This is a genomic window from Lysobacter avium (assembly GCF_015209745.1).
Classification (GTDB): Bacteria; Pseudomonadota; Gammaproteobacteria; order Xanthomonadales; family Xanthomonadaceae; genus Novilysobacter; species Novilysobacter avium.
On sequence record NZ_CP063657.1, the window covers coordinates 2,671,243 to 2,693,551 of the forward strand.

The window sequence follows — 22,309 nt, forward strand, 5'->3', positions numbered from 1 at the left end:
ATCCTGCAACTGTTCCAAGCACCGCTTCGTGCAACACCTGACAAACACCACAACCAGGAAGAACCAGATGACTCGCAAGAACCCATCGTTCCGCATCAGCCTGCTCGCCACCGCGGTTGCCGTCACCCTCGCCGCCCCCGCAGCGATGGCCGCCAGTCCGACCAAGCTGGAGACCCGTGAGGCCCCCAGTGCCGCCCCCGCCGCCGCTCCGGGCGCGCGATTGATCGTCACCTACCGCGACGCCGCGGCCCCCAAATCCGTCAAGCTGCGCACCGTTAACAATGCCGCCGCGCGCAGCCGTTCCATGACGACCGCTTCGGCGCGCACCGGCAGCAAGGCGCCCTCGGCGATGCTGATGCGCAAGCTCGCCGTCGGCGCCGACCTGATCCGTCTGGACCGCAAGCTGGGTGTGGCCGAACTCAACACCCTGGTGCGCGAACTGAAGGCCGATCCGGCTGTCGTCTCGGTGGAGATCGACGAGCTGATGCAGCACACCGGCACGGCGCGCATCAAGACCGACGTGCAGCCGCAGCTGACTCCCAATGACCCGTATTACGCGCAGTACAACTGGCACCTGCAGGACAATGCGGGCGGCATCCGCGCGCCGTCGGCCTGGGACGTCTCCACTGGCGAGGGCGTGGTCGTCGCGGTGATCGATACCGGCATCGTCGAGCATCCCGACATGGACGCGAACATGCTGTTTGGCTACGACTTCATCACGGACGCGTTCGTATCCCGTCGTGGAACCGACGATCGTGCGCCCGGTGCGCATGACTACGGCGACTGGAACGACGATGCTGCCCAGTGCCAGGTGAGTGGGAGCTCTTTCCACGGCACGCACGTCGCCGGCACGGTGGCCGAGCTGACCAACAACGGCGTTGGCATGGCGGGTATCGCCCACAACGCCAAGGTCCTTCCGATCCGCGCCCTGGGTCGCTGCGGCGGCTACACCTCCGATATCGCCGACGCCATTGTCTGGGCGGCCGGTGGCGAAGTGCCCGGCGTCCCGACCAACCCCAATCCGGCCGAGATCATCAACATGAGCCTGGGCGGATCGGGCTCGTGCAAATCGATCAGCCAGACCGCGATCAACCAGGCCGTCGCCCTGGGCACCACCGTCGTGGTTGCCGCGGGCAACAGCAACTCGGAAGTGGCCAACTTCAGTCCTGCCAGCTGCGACAGCGTGATTTCCGTCGCCGCCGGCCGGATCACCGGTGGCCGCGCTTCCTACTCCAACTTCGGCGCCAAGATCGACCTGACCGCCCCGGGCGGCGGTGGCGGCGCGGACGGCAACCCAAACGGCTATGTGTGGCAGGCAGCCAACAACTCCGATACTTCACCGGAGGAAGGCGAGCCCAGCTACATGGGCATGGCAGGCACCTCGATGGCGTCGCCGCACGTGGCCGGCGTTGCCGCACTGGTGCAGAGCGCGGTCGTAGCCGCTGGTGGGGCGCCCAAGACCCCGGCGGAGCTCGAAGCGATCCTGGTCCAGAGCGCACGTGCGTTCCCGGCCACGCCCGACAAGCCGATCGGCAGCGGGTTGCTGGACGCCCCGGCCGCACTGGCCAAGGCGATGGAGGTCCCGTGTGACCCCGACGTCGAAGAGTGCGCACCTGACGCGATCGAGCTGACCAACATGGTTCCGGTTGGCAACCTGTCGGGTACCTCGGGCACGGAGACGCTCTTCAGCTTCGAAGTTCCCGCGGGCACCAACCTGTTCAACCTGATGACCTACGGCGGCACCGGCAACGCCAGTGTCTATGTCAGCGCCGACGAAGCACCTTCGGCAGACGCGTATGACTACAAGTCGACGCGTCCGGGCAACAACGAGACCGTGCGCGTGCGCAACCCGCAAGCCACCACGTATTACATCCTCGTGACGGGCAGCTACAACGGCATGACCATCCAGGCGCGCGCGAACTGATCCGCAAGCGCCACATGTAGAACAGGACCCCGGCTCCGGCCGGGGTTTTTTGTGCCCGGAAAGCCGGCACGCGTGCTCGGCTACACTTCCATGACCTTCACCGATGGGGAGCCTGTTCCATGCGCCGCCACCTGCCTGCATTCCCCGTCCTGGGTGCGCTGTTGCTGCTCTCCGGCTGCCAGCACATCGCCACCGTACCGGTCGGAAAAACTCCGGGATCCACCGGCAGTGCGGCCATCACGACGCCGGCCGCCGATGACAACCTGCACGCCGTCACCTGGATGCAGACCTCGGCCGAATACCGGGCCAATTCGATCCAGACCTACCGCGCCGCACTCGCGCAGCTGGATTCCGCCCTGGCCGATCCGCAGTGGGATGCGCTGGTGCCGGAAGACCGCGTCGTTCCCGCCATCGGCCTTGAGCCGGCGGTGGTGGTCGACATCGACGAGACGGTACTGGACAACTCGCCCTACCAGGTCCGGCTGATCCGCTCCGGGCTCGCCTACGACGACGCGACCTGGGCGCAATGGGTCGCCGAGCAGAGCGCGCGCCCGGTACCCGGATCCGTGGAGTTCGCCCAGGCCGCGGATGCACGCGGCATCACCGTGATCTACCTTTCCAACCGCACCCTCGACCAGCGCGCGGCCAGCCTGGCCAACCTGCGCGCGCTTGGCTTCCCGGTGGCCGACGAGTCGGTGTACCTGGGCAAGGGCATGCCGGTCGAGGGCTGCCAGCAGGCCTCGGGCAGCGAGAAGCATTGCCGTCGCCAGTGGGTGAGCCGCAAGTACCGGGTTCTGATGCAGTTTGGTGACCAACTCGGCGACTTCGTCCAGCCGCGTCCCAACACCGCCGAGAACCGTGCCGCGCTCATGAAACGGCATGGCAGCTGGTTCGGCGAGCGCTGGTGGATGCTGGCCAACCCCAGTTACGGCGACTGGCAACCGGCTCTGTTCGACAACGATTGGAGCCTGCCCCCCGCTGTGCAACGTGCGGCCAAACAACGTGCACTGGATGCGAGCGACTGATCCAGCGTCGCTCGCCGCAGCAGCTCAATCAGCCATTCCGCGACTGGCTTGGCTTGTCGCCGACGCCACGCACACCCAAGATGGCCGATTGCGACTGGGGAGCCGCAACACATGACCCTGATTCGACGCAGTGTTTTCGCGCCCGCGCACTATACGGCGGCGATCGTACTCGCCGCCGCCATCATTGCCAGCGGCTGCAACCGCAATCCGGAACGAGCATCCGTCGCGCCCACCGGCGACACGCCCGTGGCAGCGGTCAATCAACTCGTCAAGGACCTGCGCGACAACGACCTGGTGGCTTACGCCGAACACGCGCTGCCGCCCACGCTCCACCAGGAGGTTGCAATGGCATGGTCGGAAGGCCGCACGACCTGGCCGCTGTCGGAACTGCCCCTGAGCGAGCAACTGCCTGGTTTCATCACTACCCTGGCCGAACCCGAGGCTGAGAAGACCCTGCTGGCCGCCTTCCGACGCCAGTTCTCTGGTGCCGACCGCGAACTGCGCACTGCGGCGTCGACGCTGGGATTGTTCGCCGCGCAGTACGTACAGCGCAGCAGCAGCTACAGCGACGTTGAGCGCGAACACTACGTGCAGTTGATCGTCGCGCTCAGCAACTGGGGAAAAAATGCCCCGCTTGCCGATCCGTCACTGGCGAAAGTCGCCGTGCCGCAGCTGGTCGCTGCCGCGCGCCTGACGGGACTTGGGCAGCCCGGCGCGCTGCGCCAGGCCGGCATGCAACGCAGCCTGACCCGCCTGGGCCCATTCCTGTCCCGGCTGAAGGTCGTCCTGGATCCGTATGGCCTGGATATCGATGCCACCCTGGACGGCGCCCAGGCCCGCCTGATCGAACAAACCGGTGACACCGCGAAGGTCCGCCTAGATTACACCCTGGCTGGGGAAGCGGTGGACGCGCAAATCCTCCTTGAGCGCCGCGATGGGCGCTGGTACTTGAGCAACCTGCTTCGCCACGCCGAGGCACAGGCTGTGGCCCCGTCTCCGGCAGCGACACCGGCAGGGCGCGAGGCCCTGTCCAAGTCGCTGCCGCACTGAAACGCGGCCGCGGCCAGCGAACCGGCATAATGGCGCAGATGCCAAACCAGCCCCCCCTGCCCTTCTCTCCGGAGGATCAACCGGCTCCCGACGACGCGGCGATGACCCGCAGCGACGGGTCCGGCGACCAAGCTCCCGGCGAGGCCACCAGCGCGTTCGAACCGGGCGCAACCCTGGGTGGCGATTCCGTGTCGGTGGACGCCGGGGACGCGCCCGCGCCTGCCGTGCCACGCGCCGTCAGCCGCCGGCCCTGGTGGGCGCGCCTGCTGGGAGGGCTGCTGTCGCCGTGGATTTCCCTCACGGTCGAGCCGGCGAACCCGCTCAGCCATGCGCCGGAACTGGGCGAGAAGCCCGTGTGCTACGTCATCGAGCACTACGGCATGTCCAACGCCCTGATCCTGGACCAGGCCTGCCGCAGCCAGGGCCTGCCCTCGCCGCTGCAACCATTGCCCGGCGACCCGCTGGGTCGAAAGCGCGCCTACGTCGCCCTGTCGCGGCGCAACGCCAGCGCGCTGGGACCGCTGCAGCATCCTCTCAGCCCGCAGCAACCCACCTCCAAGAGCCACTCCACCTCGCTGGCACGCCTGCTTGACGCGCATCGCGACGACCCTGCGCTGGATGTGCAACTGGTACCCGTGTCGATCTTCGTCGGCCGCGCCCCGGACAAGACCAGTGGCTGGTTCTCGGTGCTGTTCTCAGAAAACTGGGCGCTGGTGGGGCGCTTCCGCCGTTTCCTGGCGATCCTTCTCAATGGCCGCAGCACCACCGTGCGGTTCGCCCCGCCCATCAGCCTGCGCGGGATCATCGCCGAGGACCTGCCGGCCGAACGCACCGTGCGCAAGCTTTCACGTGTGCTGCGAACCCATTTCCGCCGCATCCGCGCCGCGGTGATCGGGCCGGACCTGTCGACCCGCCGCCTGCTGGTGGACAAGGTATTGGCGACCGACTCGGTCAAGGATGCGATTGCCGACCAGGCGCGGCGCGACAATTCCACGCCCGCCGAGGCGTGGAAGAAGGCACATGGCTACGCCTATGAAATCGCCGCGGACTACTCCCACCCGGTGGTGCGTTCGGCCAGCTTCCTGCTGACCCCGGTGTGGAACCGGATCTACCGCGGCGTGCTGGTCCACCATCTGGACACGCTCAAGCAGGTCGCGCCCGGCCATGAAGTGATCTATGTGCCCTGCCACCGCAGCCACATGGATTACCTGCTGTTGAGCTACCTGCTCTACACCCGCGGCATCGTGCCGCCGCATATCGTCGCCGGCATCAACCTTAACCTGCCGGTCATCGGCACGCTGTTGCGCAAGGGCGGCGCCTTCTTCATCCGCCGCAGCATCCGCGGCAGCGCGCTGTACTCCACCGTGCTCAGCGAGTACGTCGCCAAGCTGGTATCGGGCGGGTACTCCATCGAGTATTTCGTCGAGGGCGGTCGCTCACGCACCGGCCGCCTGCTGCCGCCCAAGGGCGGAATGGTGTCGATGACGGTGCGCGCGTTCCTGCGCCAGCCCACCCGCCCGGTCCTCTTCCAGCCCGTCTACATCGGCTACGAGAAGCTGATGGAAGGCAACAGCTATCTGGACGAGCTGTCGGGGAAGCCGAAAAAAGGCGAGTCCGTCTGGCAGTTGCTGGGCGGCATTCCGAAGGTGCTGCGCTCCAACTACGGCCAGGTGGTGGTCAACTTCGGCGAGCCGATCAAGCTCGATGAGGTGCTGGCCGAGCACGCACCGGAATGGGACGGCAAATCGCTGCGCGACGACGAGAAGCCGGCCTGGCTGTCGGGCGCCGTCGACTCGCTGGCCCAGCGCATCCAGGTCAACGTCAATCGCGCCGCCGACGTCAACCCGATCAACCTGCTGGCACTCGCGCTGCTTTCCACGCCCAAGCACGCGATGGGCGAAGGCGACCTGCTCGCCCAGATCGCCCTGTCAAAGACGCTGCTGGCCGAACTGCCCTACTCCGACCGCGTCACCGTGACCCCGCACACGCCTGCCCAGATCATCGCCCACGGCGAGGACATCGGCGTGCTGACCCGCACCGCGCATCCCCTGGGCGACGTGTTGCTGGTGGCCGGCGACCAGGCGGTCCTGCTGAGCTATTTCCGCAACAACGTGGTGCATCTGTTCACCGCGACCTCGTGGATCGCCTGCTGTTTCCAGAACAACCGGCGGATGGCGCAGGAAAGCGTCCTGCGACTGGGTCGCAGCGTTTACCCGTTCCTGCAAACCGAGCTGTTCCTGCCATGGAGCGAGGAGGAGTTCGTCCAGCGCCTGACCCGCACCATCGATGTGTTCGTGCGCGAAGGCCTGCTGGAGCGCGTCAACGACGAGGAAGGCGGCATCCTGGCCCGCAACGCCGGCCAGACCGACGAGGTGTTCCGCCTGCGCGCCATCGGCCATTCGCTGCAGCAGGCCTTCGAGCGCTACTACATCACCATCTCGGTGCTGGTGAAGAACGGCAGCGGCACCCTGTCCACCGGCCAGCTGGAGAGCCTTTGCCAACTGGCCGCGCAGCGGCTGAGCCTGCTGTATGCGCCGGCGGCTCCGGAATTCTTCGACAAGACCCTGTTCCGCGGCTTCATCCAGAAACTGCGTGAGCTGGGCCTGGTCCGGCTGGACGAGAACGCCAAGCTCGTGTTCGAGCTGCCGCTGGAAGCCTGGGCGCGCGATGCACGCTTCATCCTGGGCCGGGAACTGCGCCACAGCATCGAGAAGGTGAGCCCTGAAGCAGCACGCACGGGAGAGGATGCCGGCGCCGTCGAATGAGTGCGGCACTTCCGCCGACCTGCTTTGCCGGCGGACGCGCCCAGGGCTAGGATGAAACGTGGCGATCGGCACAGTCGCGAACCGAACGCCGGAAGCAGTCGTTGAAGTGCATCCAACGCGACCCCTGACCGAGGTTGCCGCCATGTCTTCATCGCCCGCTCCGTCGCCCCACGCCCAGCCCAAGTACACCAGCCCGCGTCCCGCGCCCGCCGTCCCTGTCCTGGACACCGCGCCACAGCAGCTGGTGGCGGGACTGCTGGGCAAGGCCGACATCCGCGTCAACGGCGACCGTCCGTGGGACATGCAGTTGCACGACCCGGCCGCGCTCGAGCGCGCGCTGGCCGAAGGCAACCTCGGTCTGGGCGAGGCCTACATGGCCGGCGCCTGGGACTGCGAACAACTCGATGTCTTCTTCGAGCGCCTGTTGCGCGCGCACCTGGATCGCGAAGTCCATCCGGCCCGCATCGCCTGGCACGCGTTGCAGGTACGCATGTTCAACCGCCAGAACCGCACCCGGGCCTGGCAGGTCGGCAAGGCCCACTACGACCTGGGCAACGATTTCTACGAAGCCATGCTCGACCCGCGCATGGTCTATTCCTGCGGCTACTGGAAGGACGCCACCGATCTGGCGTCCGCGCAGGAGGCCAAGCTCGAGCTGATCTGCCGCAAGCTTGGGCTGCAGCCGGGAATGCGCGTGCTGGACATCGGCTGCGGTTGGGGCAGCTTCATGGGCTACGCGGCCGAGCGCTACGGCGTGCAATGCATCGGCGTGACCGTGTCCACGGAGCAAACGCGCTACGCGCAGCAGCGCTACGCCGGACTGCCGATGGAATTCCGCCTCCAGGACTACCGCGAACTGGACGGCGGGAGCCTGGGTGGCCGGGTGGACCGCATCGTCAGCGTCGGCATGTTCGAGCACGTGGGCCACAAGAACCACCGCGAGTACATGGAGGTGGCGCAACGCTGCCTGGCCTCCGACGGCCTGTTCCTGCTGCACACGATCGGCAAGAATGAACGCGATGCCACGCCGGATCGCTGGATCGACAAGCACATCTTCCCCAACGGCGAGACGCCCTCGATCGGCCAGATCGGTGATGCCATCGATGGCCTGTTCATCGCCGAGGACGTGCACAATTTCGGCGCCGACTATGACCGCACGCTGATGGCATGGCACGCCAATTTCGAAGCCGCCTGGCCGCGTTTCGCCGATCGACTGGATGACGCATTCCAGCGCAAATGGCGCTATTACCTGCTTTCCTGCGCAGGCGCGTTCCGGGTCCGGGAACTGCAGTTGTGGCAGTGGGTGCTCTCGCCCGAGGGCGTTGCGGGGGGCTATCGCCGGCTCAGCTGAGAAGGTGATCGCGAGCCACGGCCAGCCTTTGACTGCACCGATCCCGGTCCCGCGCCTGCGCTGGGCCGCTCGCCTGTGCCGCGTTTTGCTGCTTTCCATGGTGGTCGGGCTGACGGGGTGCGTACTGGAGTACAGCGAAGAGGATCTGGTGCGGTCGATGCCTTCGCCGGCTCCCTCCATCAGCGAGCTGAAGAGCGAGTTCCCGTCCCTCGACGCGGTGGAGGAACGCCTTCGTGTTGCCGGCGACGCGGAGCTCTACGTGCTGCGCCTGATCCGCCGCGACGCGATGGCGACCGTCCTGTATTTCGGCGGCAACGCGTATCGCACCGGCCTGATGGGGGGCCGCACCGCCGCCAGCTACTCAGCGCTGCCGGTCAACCTGGTGCTGGTGGATCATCGCGGCTACGGAGCAAGCTCCGGAATACCCGGTATCGATGCGCTGATGGCAGACGCGCTGATCGTGTACGACCACCTGCGCGCGGACCAGGCGCTGGCGCACCTGCCGCTGATCGTGCACGGTCAATCGCTGGGAAGTTTCCTCGCCGGTCACGTGGCCGCCACGCGGACACTCGATGGGCTTGTGCTGGAAAGCTCGGTGACCTCCACCGAGGACTGGGTGGCACATGCCCGGCGCCAACAACCGTGGTGGCAGCGGATCCTGGTGCGTCGGGTGGATATTGCACCGGAACTGGCGGGGCGCGGCAATCTGGAGGTCGCGCGCCAACTCGATGAGCCGGTGCTGTTTGTCGTTGGCGAACTCGACCCGCTGACACCGCCCGCGTTTTCGGGGGCCCTGTACGAGGCGGCGCCGCTGGCAAAGGAACACAAGGAGCTTCTGGTCGTGCCGGGCGTGGCGCACAACGACGCAACGGCAAGCCCCGCGTTCGAGGACGCGATGCGGGATTTCGTCGAACGTGTCCGCGGAGACTGGACGGATCCGGAGAGACGCGGCGCCCCGTAAACCTGCACCACCCGGTCGGACCGGATGCCCACAGCCCGATGCCGGCATCTCCCGCAGGGCGGGCCGGTAGAATGCCCGGTCCGAAGTCGCAACACCCGGACGCCCAACCTGGATTCCGCCCGCATGTTTTTCCGCAACCTGACCCTGTTCCGCTTCCCCACCTCCACCAAGCTCGATGACCTGGATGCAGGCCTTCAGGAGTGCGCGCTCAAGCCGGTCGGCGCGCTGGAGCTGTCATCGCGCGGCTTTGTCTCGCCCATCGGTCGCGACGGCGAGGAGCTCTCGCAGCGCCAGGGCGACGCGATCTGGCTGACCGTGGGCGGCGAGGACCGCCTGCTGCCCGGCGCCGTGGTCAACGACATGCTGGCCCGCAAGCTGGAGGAGATCGAGCAGACCGAGGGCCGCAAGCCCGGCGGCCGCACCCGCAAGCGCCTCAAGGACGAGCTGATCACCGAGCTGATGCCGCGGGCGTTCATCAAGCCCAGCCGCACCGATGCCCTGCTGGATCTGGAGCACGGCATCCTCGTCGTCGACAGCTCCAGCCGCAAGAGCGCGGAGAACGTGGCCTCCGAGATCCGCCGCGCGCTGGGCAGCTTCCCGGCGATGCCACTGAACCCGGAGATCGCGCCGCGCTCGATCCTGACCGGCTGGGTCGCTGGCGAGCCGCTGCCCGAAGGCCTGGGCATCGGCGATGAGTGCGAGCTGCGCGATCCGGCCGAGCACGGCGCGGTGGTCAAGGTGCAGCGCATGGACCTGGACAACGACGAGATCGCCAAGCACCTGGAAACGGGCAAGCAGGTCACCCGCCTGGCGCTGACGCTGGATGACCACGTCTCCTTCGTGCTTGGCGAGGACCTGATCGTGCGCAAGTTCAAGCTGCTCGATGGCGCGGTGGACCAGCTGGAGTCCACCGACCACGACGACGTGCGCGCGGAGATGGAAGCCCGCTTCGCGCTCATGAGCGGGGAGGTCAAGCGCCTGTTCGCGGTGTTGCAGTCGGCCTTCAAGCTCAGCGCGGCCGACTGAGGCGCGGGGCGCAGGCACCACCATGCTTCGCCGCCTGCACGGCCTGGTCGGCACCAAACGCACGCCCGCGGGACGCGCCGTGCAACGCGACACCTTCGAGCTGACCCTGGACGACGGCCAGTCGCTGGAGGTGGAGCGGCGCCGGGACCCACGCGCGCGCCGGATCAAGCTCTCGGTCAGCGACCGCGGCGTGCGCCTGACCCTGCCGCCGCGCGCCAGCGCCAGTGCGGCGGCACGCTTCGCCCACGAGCACCGGCAGTGGCTCGCGCTGCAGTTGGAGCTGCACACCCGCGACGTTCCGCCGCCGCTGCTGTGGGACGTCTCCACGACGCTGCCACTGCGCGATGCCGAGCGTCCATTGCGCTGGGAACGCGGCCGGTTCACCCGGATCGAGTCCGCGGCCGACGACGCGCTGGTGTTCCTGCTGCCCGAGCGGGCCGGACCGGCGGCGCAGGCCCGGGCATTGCGGGATTTCTACGAGGGCGAGGCGCGCGCCGACCTGGCCCGCTGGATGCCGGACTACCTGGACGGACTGCCGCGCGCACCGCGGCGGTTCCGCTTCAAGCTGATGTCCTCGCGCTGGGGCTCGCTGGCACCCGACGACTCCGTCGCGCTGGATCTGTCGCTGGTGCTCGCCCGGCCTTCGGCCTACCGCTACGTGCTGGTGCACGAGCTTTGCCACCTGCTCCAGGCCAACCACTCGCCGGCATTCTGGGCCGAGGTGGAGACACGCATGCCGCATTGGCGCGAGGAGCGTGAGTATCTGCGAGTGCACGGCTCGCGGCTGAAGGCGGCGATGCGCTCGCTGCTTGCCACAGGGACCCACACGGCGTAAGTCGGCATCGCCGGCCGCGCTCTGGAGCGTGGCGATCCGGGCGCGCTGATCTGGCCGTGGCTTCAACCGCGCTGATCAGGCCCGGTGATCAGACCGCGCTGAAAAAGTCCGCGAACACCGCCGCGACCTCCGCCGGCTGCTCCATGTGCAGGTGATGGCCGCCCGGCATGGTGCTCAGTTGCGCATCGCGCAGGCAATCGAAGCGCGCCCGGCGTTGCTCTTCGGGGAAGTAGACCTGCGCCTGTTCGGCGTAGAGCACACGCACCGGGCACTCCACCGCGCGCAGCAACTCGCGCACCTGCTCCTCGCTGATGCGGATGGCCGTCGGGCGCGTGAGGCGCGGATCGCTGCGCCAGCTGAAACCGCGCGGGCCGCCCTCGCCGCGTACCGGAACCAGGCCGCGTTCGACCAGCAGGCGCGCCGCGTCGGGCTGGATATCCCCGGCCTGCAAACGCGCGCGGACCGCTGTGGCCGGATCGGGAAACACGCGCAATGGCTTGCGCGGACCGCCCGGGCGCGCGAATGCTTCGCGCAGGGATTCCACGTGTCGGCCCTGCTCGGCCGACAGCGCGCCCAGCGCCTCGATCGTGCCCAGTCGCTGGATGCGCTGCGGCGCGGCAGCCGCCATCAGGCTCGCCACCGCTCCGCCCAGCGAGTGGCCCAGCAGCGAGAACTCGTCCCAGCCCAGCGCATCGGCGGCGGCAAACACCGAGCGCGCGGTGCTGACCACGGTGTACTCGGCGGCCTCGGGAAAGTGGTCACTGGCGCCATGGCCGGGCATGTCCAGTGCGACCAGCTCGATGCCCGGCAGATACGGGTGCAGCGGGATGAAGCTGGCCGCGTTGTCCAGCCAGCCGTGCAGGGCCAGCACGCGCGGCACTGTCCGACCGGCCGGCGCAGCACGCAGGCCGGCCAGACGACCCAGTCGGGTATCAAGGACGAAGTCGTGCAGGCGGTTCACGCCTGGGCCATCGGCCAGGCGTCGAGGCCGCGCCGCGCGACGCCGGCAATGACACGCGCGTGTGCCGGCGAATCGTTGAGGCAGGGAATGTAGCGCAGCGTGCCGCCGCGCCCGGCAACCTCGTCCGCCAGTTCCATGGAGATCTCCTCCAGCGTCTCCAGGCAGTCGGCCGCAAATCCGGGCGCGACCACGTCGATGCGCTGCACGCCGCGCTCGCCCAGGGCCGCCAGCGCGGTGGTCGTCGCAGGCTCCAGCCAGCGCTCGGCGCCAAAGCGCGACTGGTAGCTGATCGTCCACTCATGCGGCTCCAGCTCCAGCGCCTTGGCGATCGCCTGGGCGCCGGCCTCGGACTGGCGCTGATACGGATCGCCGTTGCGGATCACCCGTTTGGGCAGACCGTGGAAGGAGAACACGAGGTGATCACCGGCGCCGTTGCGGGCGCGATGCTCGCGGATCGAGTCGGCAATCGCGGCCACCCAGCCCGGATCCACGTGGTAGTCATCGACCATGCGCACCTGCATCGCAGTCTCGCGCGCGAGCACGTCGCCGACAGTCGCCGTGGTGGTGGTCGAGTACTGCGGATACAGAGGCAGTCCGAGTACACGGCGGATCCCGCGCCCGCGCAGATCCTCCAGCACTTTGGTCAGCGCGGGGTTGCCATAGCGCATCGCGTCCACGACCAGTACATCGGGCATTTCGCGCTGGACACCCTCGGCCAGGCGACGCGTATAGACCGCCAACGGGGAACCGCCGTCCAGCCACACGCTGGCGTACTTGAGCGCGACCTTGGGCGAGCGGCGCGGCAGGATGATCCCGTGCAGCAACGGCAGCCAGAACAGCCGCGGCAACGCGACCACGCGGCGGTCGGACAGGAACTCGCCCAGGTAGCGGCGCACCGCCTCCGCGGTGGGCGCGTCCGGCGTGCCAAGATTGACCAGCACGACGGCGGTATCGGGGGAAGGGGAAGCGGATTGAGTCATTCGCATAGGATGCCAGTTGCCGGTGGTTCCCACAGGATTCATCGCCGCCTCACTAGCCTGAATAAAACTCCGGTACGAACTTCGACGCGCGTTTGCGGTCGATGGGGATGTGCCGGCACCCGTCGGGTTCCATCCGCAGTCCCGTTTCCGGAGTCCTCCATGTCGATAGTCCCCCGCCTTGCCGTGATCCTGCTCGCATTCGTCGTCGCCGCACCCGCCGTTGCCGGGGTAACCGAAGACGAGCGCGCCCGCAACGCGGTCCGCGTGCTCAACGAGATCCAGGCCATTCCGGAGTCCGGCATTCCCGATGCGATGCTCGACCAGGCCAGGGCCATCGTGGTCGTGCCCGACACGCTGAAGATCGGTCTGGTTCTGGGCGGCCGCCGCGGCCATGGTCTGGTGTCGATCAAGACGCCGCAGGGGACGTGGTCGAACCCGGCCTTCGTCAAGCTCACCGGCGCCAGCATCGGCTTTCAGGCCGGCGTGCAGTCATCCGATGTGGTGCTGGTATTCACCAGCCAGCGCGGGCTGGACTCGATCGTCAACGGCAAGCTGACCCTGGGCGCGGACGCCAGCGTCGCCGCTGGGCCGGTCGGCCGGACCACGGGGCTGGCGACCGATGGGCAACTGAAGGCGGAAATCTGGTCGTGGTCGCGCGCGCGCGGCCTGTTCGCCGGCGTTGCCCTGGACGGCGCGGTGCTCAGCATCGATGACGCCGCCAACCAGAGCGTCTACGGCAGCGGCACCACGCCGCGGATGATCTTCGAGGACCGCGCCGGCCAGCGCGCCTCCGATGCGGTGGTGGGCTTCCGCGACCAGCTCGAGGAAGCGACCGCTACGGCCCGTGCGGCGCGCAAGCACGAACCGGCACCGCCCGCGCCGACTGCCTACGGATCCACCACGGCGACCAACGCCCCGGCCGCACCGGTTTCGAACCCCCCGCTGAATGCCCCGCGCGATGCGTCCGATGGGGCCAATCCCACGCAGCCGCAGCCGTTCGAGACGGTGGACAGCCCGCAAACGCCAACCATCCAGACCGAACCGCTGCCGCCCAACGGCTGAACGTCCCGGGCCGATCGGCCCTGATCAACCGGCAGTGGCCGGTGATTGCGGGTATTCTGGAAGCTCTGGTTTTTCTGCGGACACGTCGATGGGTAGTATGAGTATTGGGCACTGGGTAGTCGTGCTGTTGATCGTGGTGCTGGTGTTTGGCACTAAGCGCCTTAAAAACGTCGGCAAGGACCTCGGTGAGGCTGTGAAAGGCTTCAAGAAGGGCGTGCACGACGATGACGATGTCGATGCCAACGTGCCTCCCGCACGGCTTGGTGATGACGCACGCCGCGACGAGCGTCCGGTGCGTGATCAGAGGACCGCGCACGACGTGCGCGATGACGAGCAGGTTCCGCGCTGAGCGCGGACTGTTCCTGACCCGGGCGCAAGTCCCGGCGGCCTGACATGTTCGATATCGGTTTTTCCGAGCTATTCATCGTAGCGATCGTCGCCCTCATGGTGCTCGGTCCCGAGCGACTGCCTCGCGCGGCGCGCTTCACGGGTCTGTGGGTGCGACGTGCGCGCGCGCAGTGGTACTCGGTCAAGTCCGAACTGGAGCGCGAACTGGCCGACGATGAACTGAAAAAGAGCCTTGCCCGTACCCGTGACGAACTGCGCGACCTGGGCGCCGAGCTGCAGAATCAGGGCCGCGAGCTCCACGATGACCTGCGCCGGGAAGGCCAGGGGATCGAGAAGTCGGTGAAACACGCCGAGAAGTCGGTAAAGGACGCCGTGGCGCCGGTCACGCGTGCCGCGACCACCGCTGCGGCGCCTGCGCTGGCACAGGAAACGGCGGCACAGGACGGCGGCGAAGATGCGGGGGATGCCGCTGATGCTGGCCCGGTGGAAGACGCTTCCGATCTGGCAAGGCAGCCGGCCGCCTCATCGCACCGGCAGCCGGGTCCGCAACCATGAGCCCGAACCCGGCGCACGATTCGCGCGACCCGATGGACGATGACACCCAGACTGCGCCCCGACTGATCGACCACCTGATCGAACTGCGCGGCCGCGTGCTGCGCGCGGTGACCGGTCTCCTCGCCGTGCTGCTGTTGCTGCTGCCGTTCGGCAACAAGCTCTACGCCGCGCTGGCCGCGCCATTGCTGGCCAAGCTGCCCCCGGGCGGTCAGTTGATCGCGGTCGAGGTCGCCAGTCCGTTCTTCGCCCCGTTGAAGCTGGCCTTCTTCGCCGCCCTGATGATCTCGATGCCTTGGCTGCTGTATCAGGCCTGGGCGTTCGTCGCGCCGGGGCTGTACCAGCGCGAGAAGCGCCTTGCGGTGCCGCTGCTGGCCTCCTCGGTGGCGCTGTTCTATGCCGGCTGCGCGTTCGCGTTTTTCCTCGTACTGCCCGCGGTGTTCGGTTTCCTGACCAAGATCGCGCCTGAAGGCGTGGCAATGATGACCGACATCAGCGCCTACCTGGATTTCGTGCTGGTGATCTTCCTGGCCTTCGGTGCCAGCTTCGAGTTACCCGTGGCGATGGTCATCGCGGCCTTGCTGGGCTGGGTCACGCCTGAGCAATTGAAGGAATCGCGCGGCTACGCCGTGGTCGGGATCTTCGTCCTGGCGGCGGTCATCACGCCGCCCGACGTGGTCTCGCAGCTGATGCTGGCCGCGCCGATGTGCGCCCTCTACGAGGTCGGCATCATCGCCTCGCGCTGGCTGGTGCGCGGGGACAGGACAGCGGCCGCCAGCGACGCGGAATGAAGGCGTCGATCGGACCGGCCGGACTGTGGCAACGCAGCGCCGCCTGGACCCTGGACGGCGCGGTGCTGGGACCGATGTCGCTGTTGCTGGCCTGGCCGCTTCTTTCCAGTCGAGTCGCCTTGTTCTCGCAACGGATGAACGACCTGCTGGAAGCCACTGGCCATGCGATGGGCCGGGCAATCATCGACGGCGTGCCGTTGCCGGCGCTGGAAATAACGGTGATGCAGGACCCCTCGATCAGGGCGTCGACCGCCGGGCTGGAGCACGCGTTGTGGGCGCTGGGATGGCCATCAGTGGCGACTTTGTTCGTGGTGTCGGCGATCTACCACACCGCGTTCGAAGCCGGGGCATGGCAGGCCACGCCGGGACAACGATTGCTGGGGCTGCAGGTCGCCGATGCCCGGCGGCAACGGCTGCGCCCAGGCCGCGTGCTGCTGCGGCATGTCGCCGGCGTCGCGTCGTGGTTGACCCTCAACATCGGCCACCTGATGGCCGCCGTCCCGCCGCTGCACCAGACCCTGCACGATCGACTCAGCGGCACCCGGGTATGGGCCGCGCGGCCGGGGATGCCGGCCTGGGCGGTCGCCTGGCTGGCGCTCGTCGGAACCGTTTCTCTGGCGCTCGGCGCCTGGGGGATGGCAAGCGCGATGGCCACCATGCAACTGGCATTGGAACGGTCGCTGCAGTGACGCCCCGCAGGCGGATGCCGTCTAGGGCGTGACACCGGATCGTCAGGCGGCGACGCCTTCGCTGGCCAATGTATGCGTGACCGCACCCGCGCCGCCACCGCATACGTCCCGCCACAGGTGGTACATCGCGCCAAACATGACCACGTACATGGCCAGGATGCCGGCGATGTACAGCGGGATCGCCAATACAACCGCCAGCCAGGCGCCGGCGAACTTGGCCAGCAGGCCGATCAGCATGGCCAGCAGGAGGACCGCGATCGATACCAGGATCATCGCCACGATGGCGGCGATCATGAACACCAGCAGCGGCAACAGGTTCTTGAACGCGCCAACGACCCCGTCGCCCAGTGCGGAAAACACCCCGCGCCCGCGCAGCACCACCTGGCCCAGCGCAATGGCCTGCACGCCGTAGGACACCAGCCCGACCACCAGCATCGCCACGCTGGCGATGCCCATGCCCGCCGGCAGCTGGTCCAGCATCGCCGGGTCGCCGCCGCCGGCCATCGAGGACTGCAGCATCTGCAGATACCACTGCACGAATCCGCCGGCGAAGGTCATCAGCACGGCGATCAGGATCACGTTCTGCAGCACCGCCAGCATCACCATCAGGCCGATCGTGCGCAGGGAGGTGGAGAAGTCACCGAAACCGGCGAACACATCGGTGGCGCGCGCGCCGCTGCCACTTTCCACCCTGTCCAGCAGGCGCAGGAAACCGACCACCATCATCGCCATGACCACGATCACCAGCACGCTCATCACGGCGGTGCCCAGCATCATGCCGGTGAGCCCGTCTCCCATCGTCGCCGCCAGGGCGAACTGCACGGCGACACCGGCGAACACCGCGGCGAGCACGACCACCGTCATCAGCGCGGCACCGCCGAAAACCGCGCCCGGACCGTTGCGGCCGACATTGATTGCGCGCGTCAGCCAGCCCAGACCGGCCATGGGCCCCATTGCACGAGTGCTCATCGTTTTTCTCTCCCCTTGATTGATCCCTGGAAACCCCGCGACGCAGGGCCGTAAACGCTCTCCCCCGAGAGCTCGCGCGCCGCCGTCAGGCCTCGAAGCCGCCCGCGACCGTTTCAGTCACCGGCGCGTCGCCCACCATCTGGCGCCACGCAAGATACACCGCGCCGCCCAGCACCGGCAGCAGGATCGCCATCAGCAGCAGTTGCACCGCGAACATCGACGCGTGGGCGCCGATCGCGAAGGCCAGCAGCGCGCCCACCAGCTGCAGGGCGAGGCTGAGCGCGATCATGCCGATCACCAGCAGCACCAGCATGACCAGCAGCGCGCCCAGGTTGCGCAGGCAGGCACGCAGGCTCAGCTGCATCGCCGCGAAGGCCGTGCGCGGGGTGAAGATGATCTCCGGAATCGCCACGAAGGTGAAAAACCCGGCGACGACGCCGACGACCATCGCCGCCACCATCCAGCCGAACAGTGCGCCCAGCGGCAGGGACTCCACCAAGGCCGGGTCGGGATTGGTCTGCAGCTCGATCATCACCGTGGAAAGGCGCTGCAGCTGCTCCGGCCCCACCATCGCCACCAGCAGGATCACCAGCACGACCATGGCCACAAGCTGCGGCAGCAGCATCGCCAGCAGGCGCGGCCCCTTGCCATCGCGTACGCCCTGCAACAGGTGGCGCGGGCTGGCCGGCAGGCCACGGTCCACCTCGCGCGCGGCATAGATGATTCCGGCAAACAGGATCGGCCCGGCCACCGCCATCAGCGCGCTCAGCCACACCTGCCCGCCCAGCGAGCCCAGCGCCGAGAGGCCTCCCCAGATCAGGCCCAGCAGTCCCAGCGTCAAAGGCGCCCTGCGCAGCAAGGCAATGCCGCCGAGCAACCACTCGGCCCCGGCGCCCATGGGCACTTTGCGAATCTCGTTCATCCCGCTCATCTCCCTGATACCGCTGATCCGTGGCCGCACCTGCGGCGCCGTGTCGCGCCTGCCTGCTTCCCCGCCCGTGCCGCCTGAGTCCGTGTTTTCAACCGTTCGTGCGCGCCAGCCCGGTGGCATGGTGCACGAACCGGCGCATCACCCGCCGGCCCTCCGGCGTGGCCGCGACCTGGGCCACCATCGCCGCAGGATCCAGCCCCTCGCGCTGCAGCGCAACCTTGCGCGCCTGGATGTAGCCGCGCATGTGGGTGGCGCTGAGCTCGGGATGGAACTGCACCCCCCAGGCGTTGTCGCCCCAACGGAAGGACTGGCAGGCGTCCAGCGCGGAGCGTGCCAGCACGGTGGCGCCATCGGGTGCCCGCAACACGCTCTGCTCATGGGTCAGCTGCACCGGGAAACGCTCCGGCAGCGGCGCGAACAAGGCGTCGGCGGCCGCCGCCGGCAGCAGTTCGATCTCCTGCGTGCCCATCTCGCGACCGGCCGGGTTGTTGCCGACTTCGCCGCCCAGTGCGTGCGCCAGCAGCTGGTGGCCGTAGCAGATGCCAAACACCGGGAACCCGGCACGCGCCGCGTCCGCAAGCCAGGCCGCGGTGGCCTCGCTCCAGTCGTGACGCTCGGTGACCATCGCGTCGGAACCGGTCACGATGACCCCGGCGAATCCCTCGGTGGTGGGCAGCGTGTCACCGGCCTGGGCATTGATCGTCACCGCGCGGTCGCGTGGCAGCCCGCTGGCAACGCGGATCCAATGGGGGAAAGTGCCATGGCGGCGCATCGAAGCGACCGGCTGACCGGTCTCGATGATCAGGAAGGGAGCAGTCAACGGCAGGGTTCCAGTCAGGTGCGGCCCGCCGCGCGGGGCGACAGGCCGGTGTGAAAAAGCGGCCCTCGCAGGGCCGCACGTATACTACCGTGCTTTGTTCCCACGGCCTCTCCAGCATGTCGAAGACCGCTCCCGGCACCCCGGCTCCGCCGACCTTCCAGCAGCTGATCCAGCGCCTGAACGAGTTCTGGGCCAACCAGGGTTGCGTGCTGATCCAGCCGCTGGACCTGGAGGTGGGCGCGGGCACCTTCCACCCGGCGACCTTCCTGCGCGCGATCGGACCGGAGCCATGGAACGCCGCCTACGTGCAGCCCTGCCGACGTCCCACCGACGGTCGCTACGGCGACAATCCCAACCGCCTGCAGCGCTACTACCAATACCAGGTAGCGATGAAGCCGAGCCCGGACAACATCGTCGAGCTGTATTTCGACTCGCTCAAGTCGCTCGGCGTGGATCCGCTGGTGCACGACCTGCGCCTGGTCGAGGACAACTGGGAGTCGCCGACCCTCGGCGCCTGGGGCCTGGGCTGGGAGGTCTGGCTGAACGGCATGGAAGTGACCCAGTTCACCTACTTCCAGCAGGCCGGCGGGATGGAGTGCCGGCCGGTGCTGGGCGAGATCACCTACGGCCTGGAGCGCCTGTGCATGTACCTCCAGGGCGTCGACAACGTGTTCGACCTGGTCTGGACCCATGGCCCGGACGGCCATCCGGTCACCTACCGCGATGTCTACCACCAGAACGAGGTCGAGCAGAGCACCTACAACTTCGAGCACGCCAACGTGGAGGTGCTGCTGCGCCGGTTCGACGAATGCGAGGCCGAGGCGCTGGCGATGGTGGAGCTCAACCTGCCCCTGCCGGCCTACGAGCAGGTGATGAAAGCCAGCCACTGCTTCAACCTGCTGGACGCGCGCCGCGCGATCTCGGTGACCGAGCGCCAGCGCTACATCCTGCGCGTGCGCAAGATCTCCCACGGCGTCGCGGAGGCCTACTTCGCGCAGCGCGAGAAGCTCGGCTTCCCCGGTGTCCGGAATGCTCCGGCCGCTGCAACCCCGGCGGAGGCACTGTGATGGCGACTCGGGACCCCAACACCATGCAGCCCCTGCTGATTGAACTGGGCACCGAAGAACTGCCGGTCAAGGCGCTGCCGGGCCTGGCGCGCGCGTTTTTTGACGGCGTGATCGAGGGGCTCGCCAAGCGCGGCATCGCCTTCGAACGCGACGAGGCCAAGCCGCTGTACACACCGCGTCGCCTCGCCGTGTTGCTTCCAGGCGTCGCCAGCGAGCAGCCCGAGCAGTCGACCGAGGTGATGGGCCCCTACCTCAACATCGCCCTCGACGGCGAAGGCCAGCCGACCCGCGCGCTGCAGGGCTTCGCGGCCAAGGCCGGCGTCGAATGGACGGCGCTGGAGAAGACCACCGACAACAAGGGCGAACGTTTCGTCCACCGGTCGGTAAAACCCGGGGCGCGCACTGCGGATCTGCTGGGCGACATCGTCCGCGACGCGCTGGCGGCCATGCCGATCCCCAAGCCGATGCGCTGGGGCGACCACGACTACAGCTTCGCCCGGCCAGTGCATTGGCTGGTCGCCCTGCTGGGCAGCGAGGTGGTCGAGATGGAACTGCTGGGCGTGCGCAGCGACCGCATGAGCCGCGGCCATCGCTTCATGCACGACAGGCCGGTGTGGTTCACGGCGCCGGACGATTACGTGGAATCGCTGCGTGCCGCGAAGGTGCTGGTGGATGCCGACGAGCGCCGCGAACGGATCGTGCAGCAGGTGCGGGCGGCAGCGAGCGCGTGCGGCGGCGAGGCGCGGATCGATCCGGGCATCCTGGAAGAGGTCAACGGGCTGGTCGAATGGCCCAGCGCGGTGACCTGCGGGTTTGAAACCGAATTCCTCGCGATCCCGGCCGAGGCCCTGATCGCGACCATGGAAACCAACCAGAAGTTCTTCCCCGTGCTGGGCGCGGACGGCAAGCTGAGCGAGCACTTCGTCGGCATCGCCAACATCGAGAGCACCGATGTGGAGCAGGTGCGCAAGGGCTACGAGCGGGTGATCCGGCCACGCTTCAGCGATGCGAAGTTCTTCTTCGTGGAAGACATGAAGCAGGGGCTGGCATCGATGGTCGAGGGGCTGGCCCAGGTCACCTACCAGAACAAGCTGGGCAGCATGGCCGACAAGGTCGCCCGCGTCGCCGCGCTGGCCGAGTCGATCGCCGGCCAGATCGGCGCCGATCCGGTGCAGGCGCGACGTGCGGCCGAGCTGTCCAAGGCCGACCTGCAGTCGCTGATGGTGGGCGAGTTCCCGGAGCTGCAGGGCATCGCCGGGCGTTACTACGCCGCGGTCGAGAACGAGCCGGAGGCGGTCGCCAACGCGATCGACGAGGCCTACCTGCCACGGGTGTCCGGCGACGCCATCGCGCCCTCGCCGCTGGGCCAGGTGCTGGCGATCGCCGAACGGCTGGATACGCTTGCCGGCGGCTTTGCCGCGGGCCTGAAGCCGACCGGCAACAAGGACCCGTTCGCCCTGCGCCGCAATGCGCTGGGCCTTGCGCGCACGCTGCTGGAAGGCGGGCACGAACTACTGCTGCACGACCTGGTGGAGCGCGCGCTCGCCGCGCAGCCGGTCCAGCATCCCGACATCAGTGCCTTCGATATCACCGCCTTCGTCTACGATCGCCTGCGGGGCTATTACGCCGACCGCGGCGTGTCGCCGCAGCAGTTCGAGGCGGTGAGCCATGTCGCCCACGACTCGCTGCCCGACTTCGGCCGCCGCCTCGCCGCAATCGGCGAGTTCGCCACCCTGCCCGAGGCGGCGGCGCTGGCCGCGGCCAACAAGCGCAGCCGCAACATCCTGCGCAAGGCCGAGGGCGTGGTACCGGATACCGTCGATGCCGCGTTGTTCGCCGAACCCGCCGAGCGCGAGCTGGCCGATGCGATCGATGCCGCCATCGCCGACACCGACCCGCTGCTGGACGCGGGCGACTATGTCGCGGTGCTCGGGCGGCTGGCGCGGTTGCGGCCGCAGGTGGATGCCTTCTTCGAGCAGGTGATGGTCAACGCCGACGACCCGGCGGTGCGCAGCAACCGCCTCGCCCTGCTGCGCCGCCTGAGCGACCGCCTCGGCAGCGTGGCGGCGATCGAGCACCTGTCGGTCTGAGGCGGCGTAAGCGCTGGTTCTGCCGCCGATTGCGCGACCCGTTACGCCTCGCTGCCGCTAGCGGGCGGCGGAGCCGCCGAGGGGTGGAGCAATTGGGTGCAGAGCTGTCACC

20 protein-coding genes are annotated in these 22,309 nt (G+C 68.1%); 15 read left to right on the top strand and 5 right to left on the bottom strand.

Features of this window, described 5'->3' with window-relative positions:
- Positions 1–67 precede the first annotated feature (67 nt).
- From INQ42_RS11980 to INQ42_RS12015, 8 genes are all read left to right on the top strand, one after another.
- Entirely contained in the window at positions 68–1,924 is a 1,857-nt protein-coding gene (locus INQ42_RS11980) for a S8 family peptidase (protein ID WP_194034463.1), read from the top strand.
- A gap of 119 nt (positions 1,925–2,043) precedes the next feature.
- Entirely contained in the window at positions 2,044–2,949 is a 906-nt protein-coding gene (locus tag INQ42_RS11985; protein ID WP_194034464.1) for a 5'-nucleotidase, lipoprotein e(P4) family, read from the top strand.
- Positions 2,950–3,060: 111 nt separating this feature from the next.
- A complete protein-coding gene (locus INQ42_RS11990; RefSeq protein WP_194034465.1) occupies positions 3,061–3,999 on the top strand; it encodes a hypothetical protein in 939 nt (312 codons plus the stop codon).
- A gap of 29 nt (positions 4,000–4,028) precedes the next feature.
- The gene (gene plsB / locus INQ42_RS11995) at positions 4,029–6,764 is read left to right on the top strand and encodes a glycerol-3-phosphate 1-O-acyltransferase PlsB (protein ID WP_194034466.1); all 2,736 of its coding nucleotides are present in this window, start codon (positions 4,029–4,031) and stop codon (positions 6,762–6,764) included.
- Between the two features lie 220 nt (positions 6,765–6,984).
- Positions 6,985–8,115: a cyclopropane fatty acyl phospholipid synthase gene (cfa, locus tag INQ42_RS12000; protein WP_228064506.1), complete on the top strand. Its 1,131-nt coding sequence runs from the start codon at positions 6,985–6,987 to the stop codon at positions 8,113–8,115.
- A 28-nt stretch (positions 8,116–8,143) separates the two neighbouring features.
- Complete coding sequence (locus INQ42_RS12005) at positions 8,144–9,076, top strand: alpha/beta hydrolase (RefSeq protein ID WP_194034468.1); 933 nt, start codon at positions 8,144–8,146, stop codon at positions 9,074–9,076.
- Positions 9,077–9,199: 123 nt separating this feature from the next.
- Positions 9,200–10,102 carry a recombination-associated protein RdgC gene (locus tag INQ42_RS12010; RefSeq protein WP_194034469.1) on the top strand — a complete coding sequence of 301 codons (903 nt, stop codon included), beginning with the start codon at positions 9,200–9,202 and terminating at the stop codon, positions 10,100–10,102.
- Between the two features lie 22 nt (positions 10,103–10,124).
- On the top strand, positions 10,125–10,937 hold the full coding sequence (locus INQ42_RS12015; protein ID WP_194034470.1) for a M48 family metallopeptidase: 813 nt from the start codon (positions 10,125–10,127) through the stop codon (positions 10,935–10,937).
- Positions 10,938–11,025: 88 nt separating this feature from the next.
- Here INQ42_RS12015 and INQ42_RS12020 read toward each other — a convergent pair whose 3' ends face one another.
- Both INQ42_RS12020 and hemH read right to left on the bottom strand, forming a co-directional pair.
- Positions 11,026–11,898, bottom strand: coding sequence for an alpha/beta fold hydrolase (locus INQ42_RS12020; protein WP_228064369.1), 873 nt, complete (start codon positions 11,896–11,898; stop codon positions 11,026–11,028).
- Complete coding sequence (gene hemH, locus INQ42_RS12025; protein WP_194034471.1) at positions 11,895–12,878, bottom strand: ferrochelatase; 984 nt, start codon at positions 12,876–12,878, stop codon at positions 11,895–11,897. The genes INQ42_RS12020 and hemH overlap by 4 nt, the downstream gene beginning before the upstream one ends.
- A gap of 159 nt (positions 12,879–13,037) precedes the next feature.
- On the opposite strand from hemH, the gene INQ42_RS12030 reads away from it, so the two are divergent.
- The 5 genes from INQ42_RS12030 to INQ42_RS12050 all read left to right on the top strand — a co-directional run bounded on the left by INQ42_RS12030 (position 13,038) and on the right by INQ42_RS12050 (position 16,320).
- The gene (locus INQ42_RS12030; RefSeq protein ID WP_194034472.1) at positions 13,038–13,940 is read left to right on the top strand and encodes a lipid-binding SYLF domain-containing protein; all 903 of its coding nucleotides are present in this window, start codon (positions 13,038–13,040) and stop codon (positions 13,938–13,940) included.
- Between the two features lie 88 nt (positions 13,941–14,028).
- On the top strand, positions 14,029–14,289 hold the full coding sequence (tatA, locus tag INQ42_RS12035) for a Sec-independent protein translocase subunit TatA (RefSeq protein ID WP_194034473.1): 261 nt from the start codon (positions 14,029–14,031) through the stop codon (positions 14,287–14,289).
- 44 nt (positions 14,290–14,333) lie between these two features.
- Positions 14,334–14,843: a Sec-independent protein translocase protein TatB gene (tatB, locus tag INQ42_RS12040; protein WP_194034474.1), complete on the top strand. Its 510-nt coding sequence runs from the start codon at positions 14,334–14,336 to the stop codon at positions 14,841–14,843.
- 32 nt (positions 14,844–14,875) lie between these two features.
- Positions 14,876–15,631, top strand: coding sequence for a twin-arginine translocase subunit TatC (gene tatC / locus INQ42_RS12045; RefSeq protein WP_194035891.1), 756 nt, complete (start codon positions 14,876–14,878; stop codon positions 15,629–15,631).
- Positions 15,628–16,320: an RDD family protein gene (locus INQ42_RS12050; protein WP_194034475.1), complete on the top strand. Its 693-nt coding sequence runs from the start codon at positions 15,628–15,630 to the stop codon at positions 16,318–16,320. The genes tatC and INQ42_RS12050 overlap by 4 nt, the downstream gene beginning before the upstream one ends.
- Before the next feature lie 42 nt (positions 16,321–16,362).
- Here INQ42_RS12050 and INQ42_RS12055 read toward each other — a convergent pair whose 3' ends face one another.
- From INQ42_RS12055 to INQ42_RS12065, 3 genes are all read right to left on the bottom strand, one after another.
- Positions 16,363–17,289, bottom strand: a complete 927-nt coding sequence (locus INQ42_RS12055) for a hypothetical protein (RefSeq protein ID WP_194034476.1) — start codon at positions 17,287–17,289, stop codon at positions 16,363–16,365.
- A gap of 85 nt (positions 17,290–17,374) precedes the next feature.
- The gene (locus tag INQ42_RS12060; protein WP_194034477.1) at positions 17,375–18,211 is read right to left on the bottom strand and encodes a BPSS1780 family membrane protein; all 837 of its coding nucleotides are present in this window, start codon (positions 18,209–18,211) and stop codon (positions 17,375–17,377) included.
- Between the two features lie 97 nt (positions 18,212–18,308).
- Positions 18,309–18,992: a glutamine amidotransferase gene (locus INQ42_RS12065; protein WP_248285406.1), complete on the bottom strand. Its 684-nt coding sequence runs from the start codon at positions 18,990–18,992 to the stop codon at positions 18,309–18,311.
- A gap of 164 nt (positions 18,993–19,156) precedes the next feature.
- On the opposite strand from INQ42_RS12065, the gene glyQ reads away from it, so the two are divergent.
- Positions 19,157–20,107, top strand: a complete 951-nt coding sequence (glyQ, locus tag INQ42_RS12070; protein WP_194034479.1) for a glycine--tRNA ligase subunit alpha — start codon at positions 19,157–19,159, stop codon at positions 20,105–20,107.
- Positions 20,107–22,197, top strand: a complete 2,091-nt coding sequence (gene glyS / locus INQ42_RS12075) for a glycine--tRNA ligase subunit beta (RefSeq protein ID WP_228064370.1) — start codon at positions 20,107–20,109, stop codon at positions 22,195–22,197. Before glyQ ends, glyS begins: the two co-directional genes overlap by 1 nt.
- Positions 22,198–22,309: the final 112 nt, after the last annotated feature.

What these genes read in the sequence shown, in the direction of transcription:
- INQ42_RS11980 (WP_194034463.1), top strand. Translation starts at nt 68, where the DNA reads ATGACTCGCAAGAACCCATCGTTCCGCATCAGCCTGCTCGCCACCGCG.
- INQ42_RS11985 (WP_194034464.1), top strand. Translation starts at nt 2,044, where the DNA reads ATGCGCCGCCACCTGCCTGCATTCCCCGTCCTGGGTGCGCTGTTGCTG.
- INQ42_RS11990 (WP_194034465.1), top strand. Translation starts at nt 3,061, where the DNA reads ATGACCCTGATTCGACGCAGTGTTTTCGCGCCCGCGCACTATACGGCG.
- plsB (WP_194034466.1), top strand. Translation starts at nt 4,029, where the DNA reads ATGGCGCAGATGCCAAACCAGCCCCCCCTGCCCTTCTCTCCGGAGGAT.
- INQ42_RS12010 (WP_194034469.1), top strand. Translation starts at nt 9,200, where the DNA reads ATGTTTTTCCGCAACCTGACCCTGTTCCGCTTCCCCACCTCCACCAAG.
- INQ42_RS12015 (WP_194034470.1), top strand. Translation starts at nt 10,125, where the DNA reads ATGCTTCGCCGCCTGCACGGCCTGGTCGGCACCAAACGCACGCCCGCG.
- hemH (WP_194034471.1), bottom strand. Translation starts at nt 12,878, where the DNA reads ATGACTCAATCCGCTTCCCCTTCCCCCGATACCGCCGTCGTGCTGGTC.
- INQ42_RS12030 (WP_194034472.1), top strand. Translation starts at nt 13,038, where the DNA reads ATGTCGATAGTCCCCCGCCTTGCCGTGATCCTGCTCGCATTCGTCGTC.
- tatA (WP_194034473.1), top strand. Translation starts at nt 14,029, where the DNA reads ATGGGTAGTATGAGTATTGGGCACTGGGTAGTCGTGCTGTTGATCGTG.
- tatB (WP_194034474.1), top strand. Translation starts at nt 14,334, where the DNA reads ATGTTCGATATCGGTTTTTCCGAGCTATTCATCGTAGCGATCGTCGCC.
- tatC (WP_194035891.1), top strand. Translation starts at nt 14,876, where the DNA reads ATGGACGATGACACCCAGACTGCGCCCCGACTGATCGACCACCTGATC.
- INQ42_RS12050 (WP_194034475.1), top strand. Translation starts at nt 15,628, where the DNA reads ATGAAGGCGTCGATCGGACCGGCCGGACTGTGGCAACGCAGCGCCGCC.
- INQ42_RS12055 (WP_194034476.1), bottom strand. Translation starts at nt 17,289, where the DNA reads ATGAGCACTCGTGCAATGGGGCCCATGGCCGGTCTGGGCTGGCTGACG.
- INQ42_RS12060 (WP_194034477.1), bottom strand. Translation starts at nt 18,211, where the DNA reads ATGAACGAGATTCGCAAAGTGCCCATGGGCGCCGGGGCCGAGTGGTTG.
- INQ42_RS12065 (WP_248285406.1), bottom strand. Translation starts at nt 18,992, where the DNA reads ATGCGCCGCCATGGCACTTTCCCCCATTGGATCCGCGTTGCCAGCGGG.
- glyQ (WP_194034479.1), top strand. Translation starts at nt 19,157, where the DNA reads ATGTCGAAGACCGCTCCCGGCACCCCGGCTCCGCCGACCTTCCAGCAG.
- glyS (WP_228064370.1), top strand. Translation starts at nt 20,107, where the DNA reads ATGGCGACTCGGGACCCCAACACCATGCAGCCCCTGCTGATTGAACTG.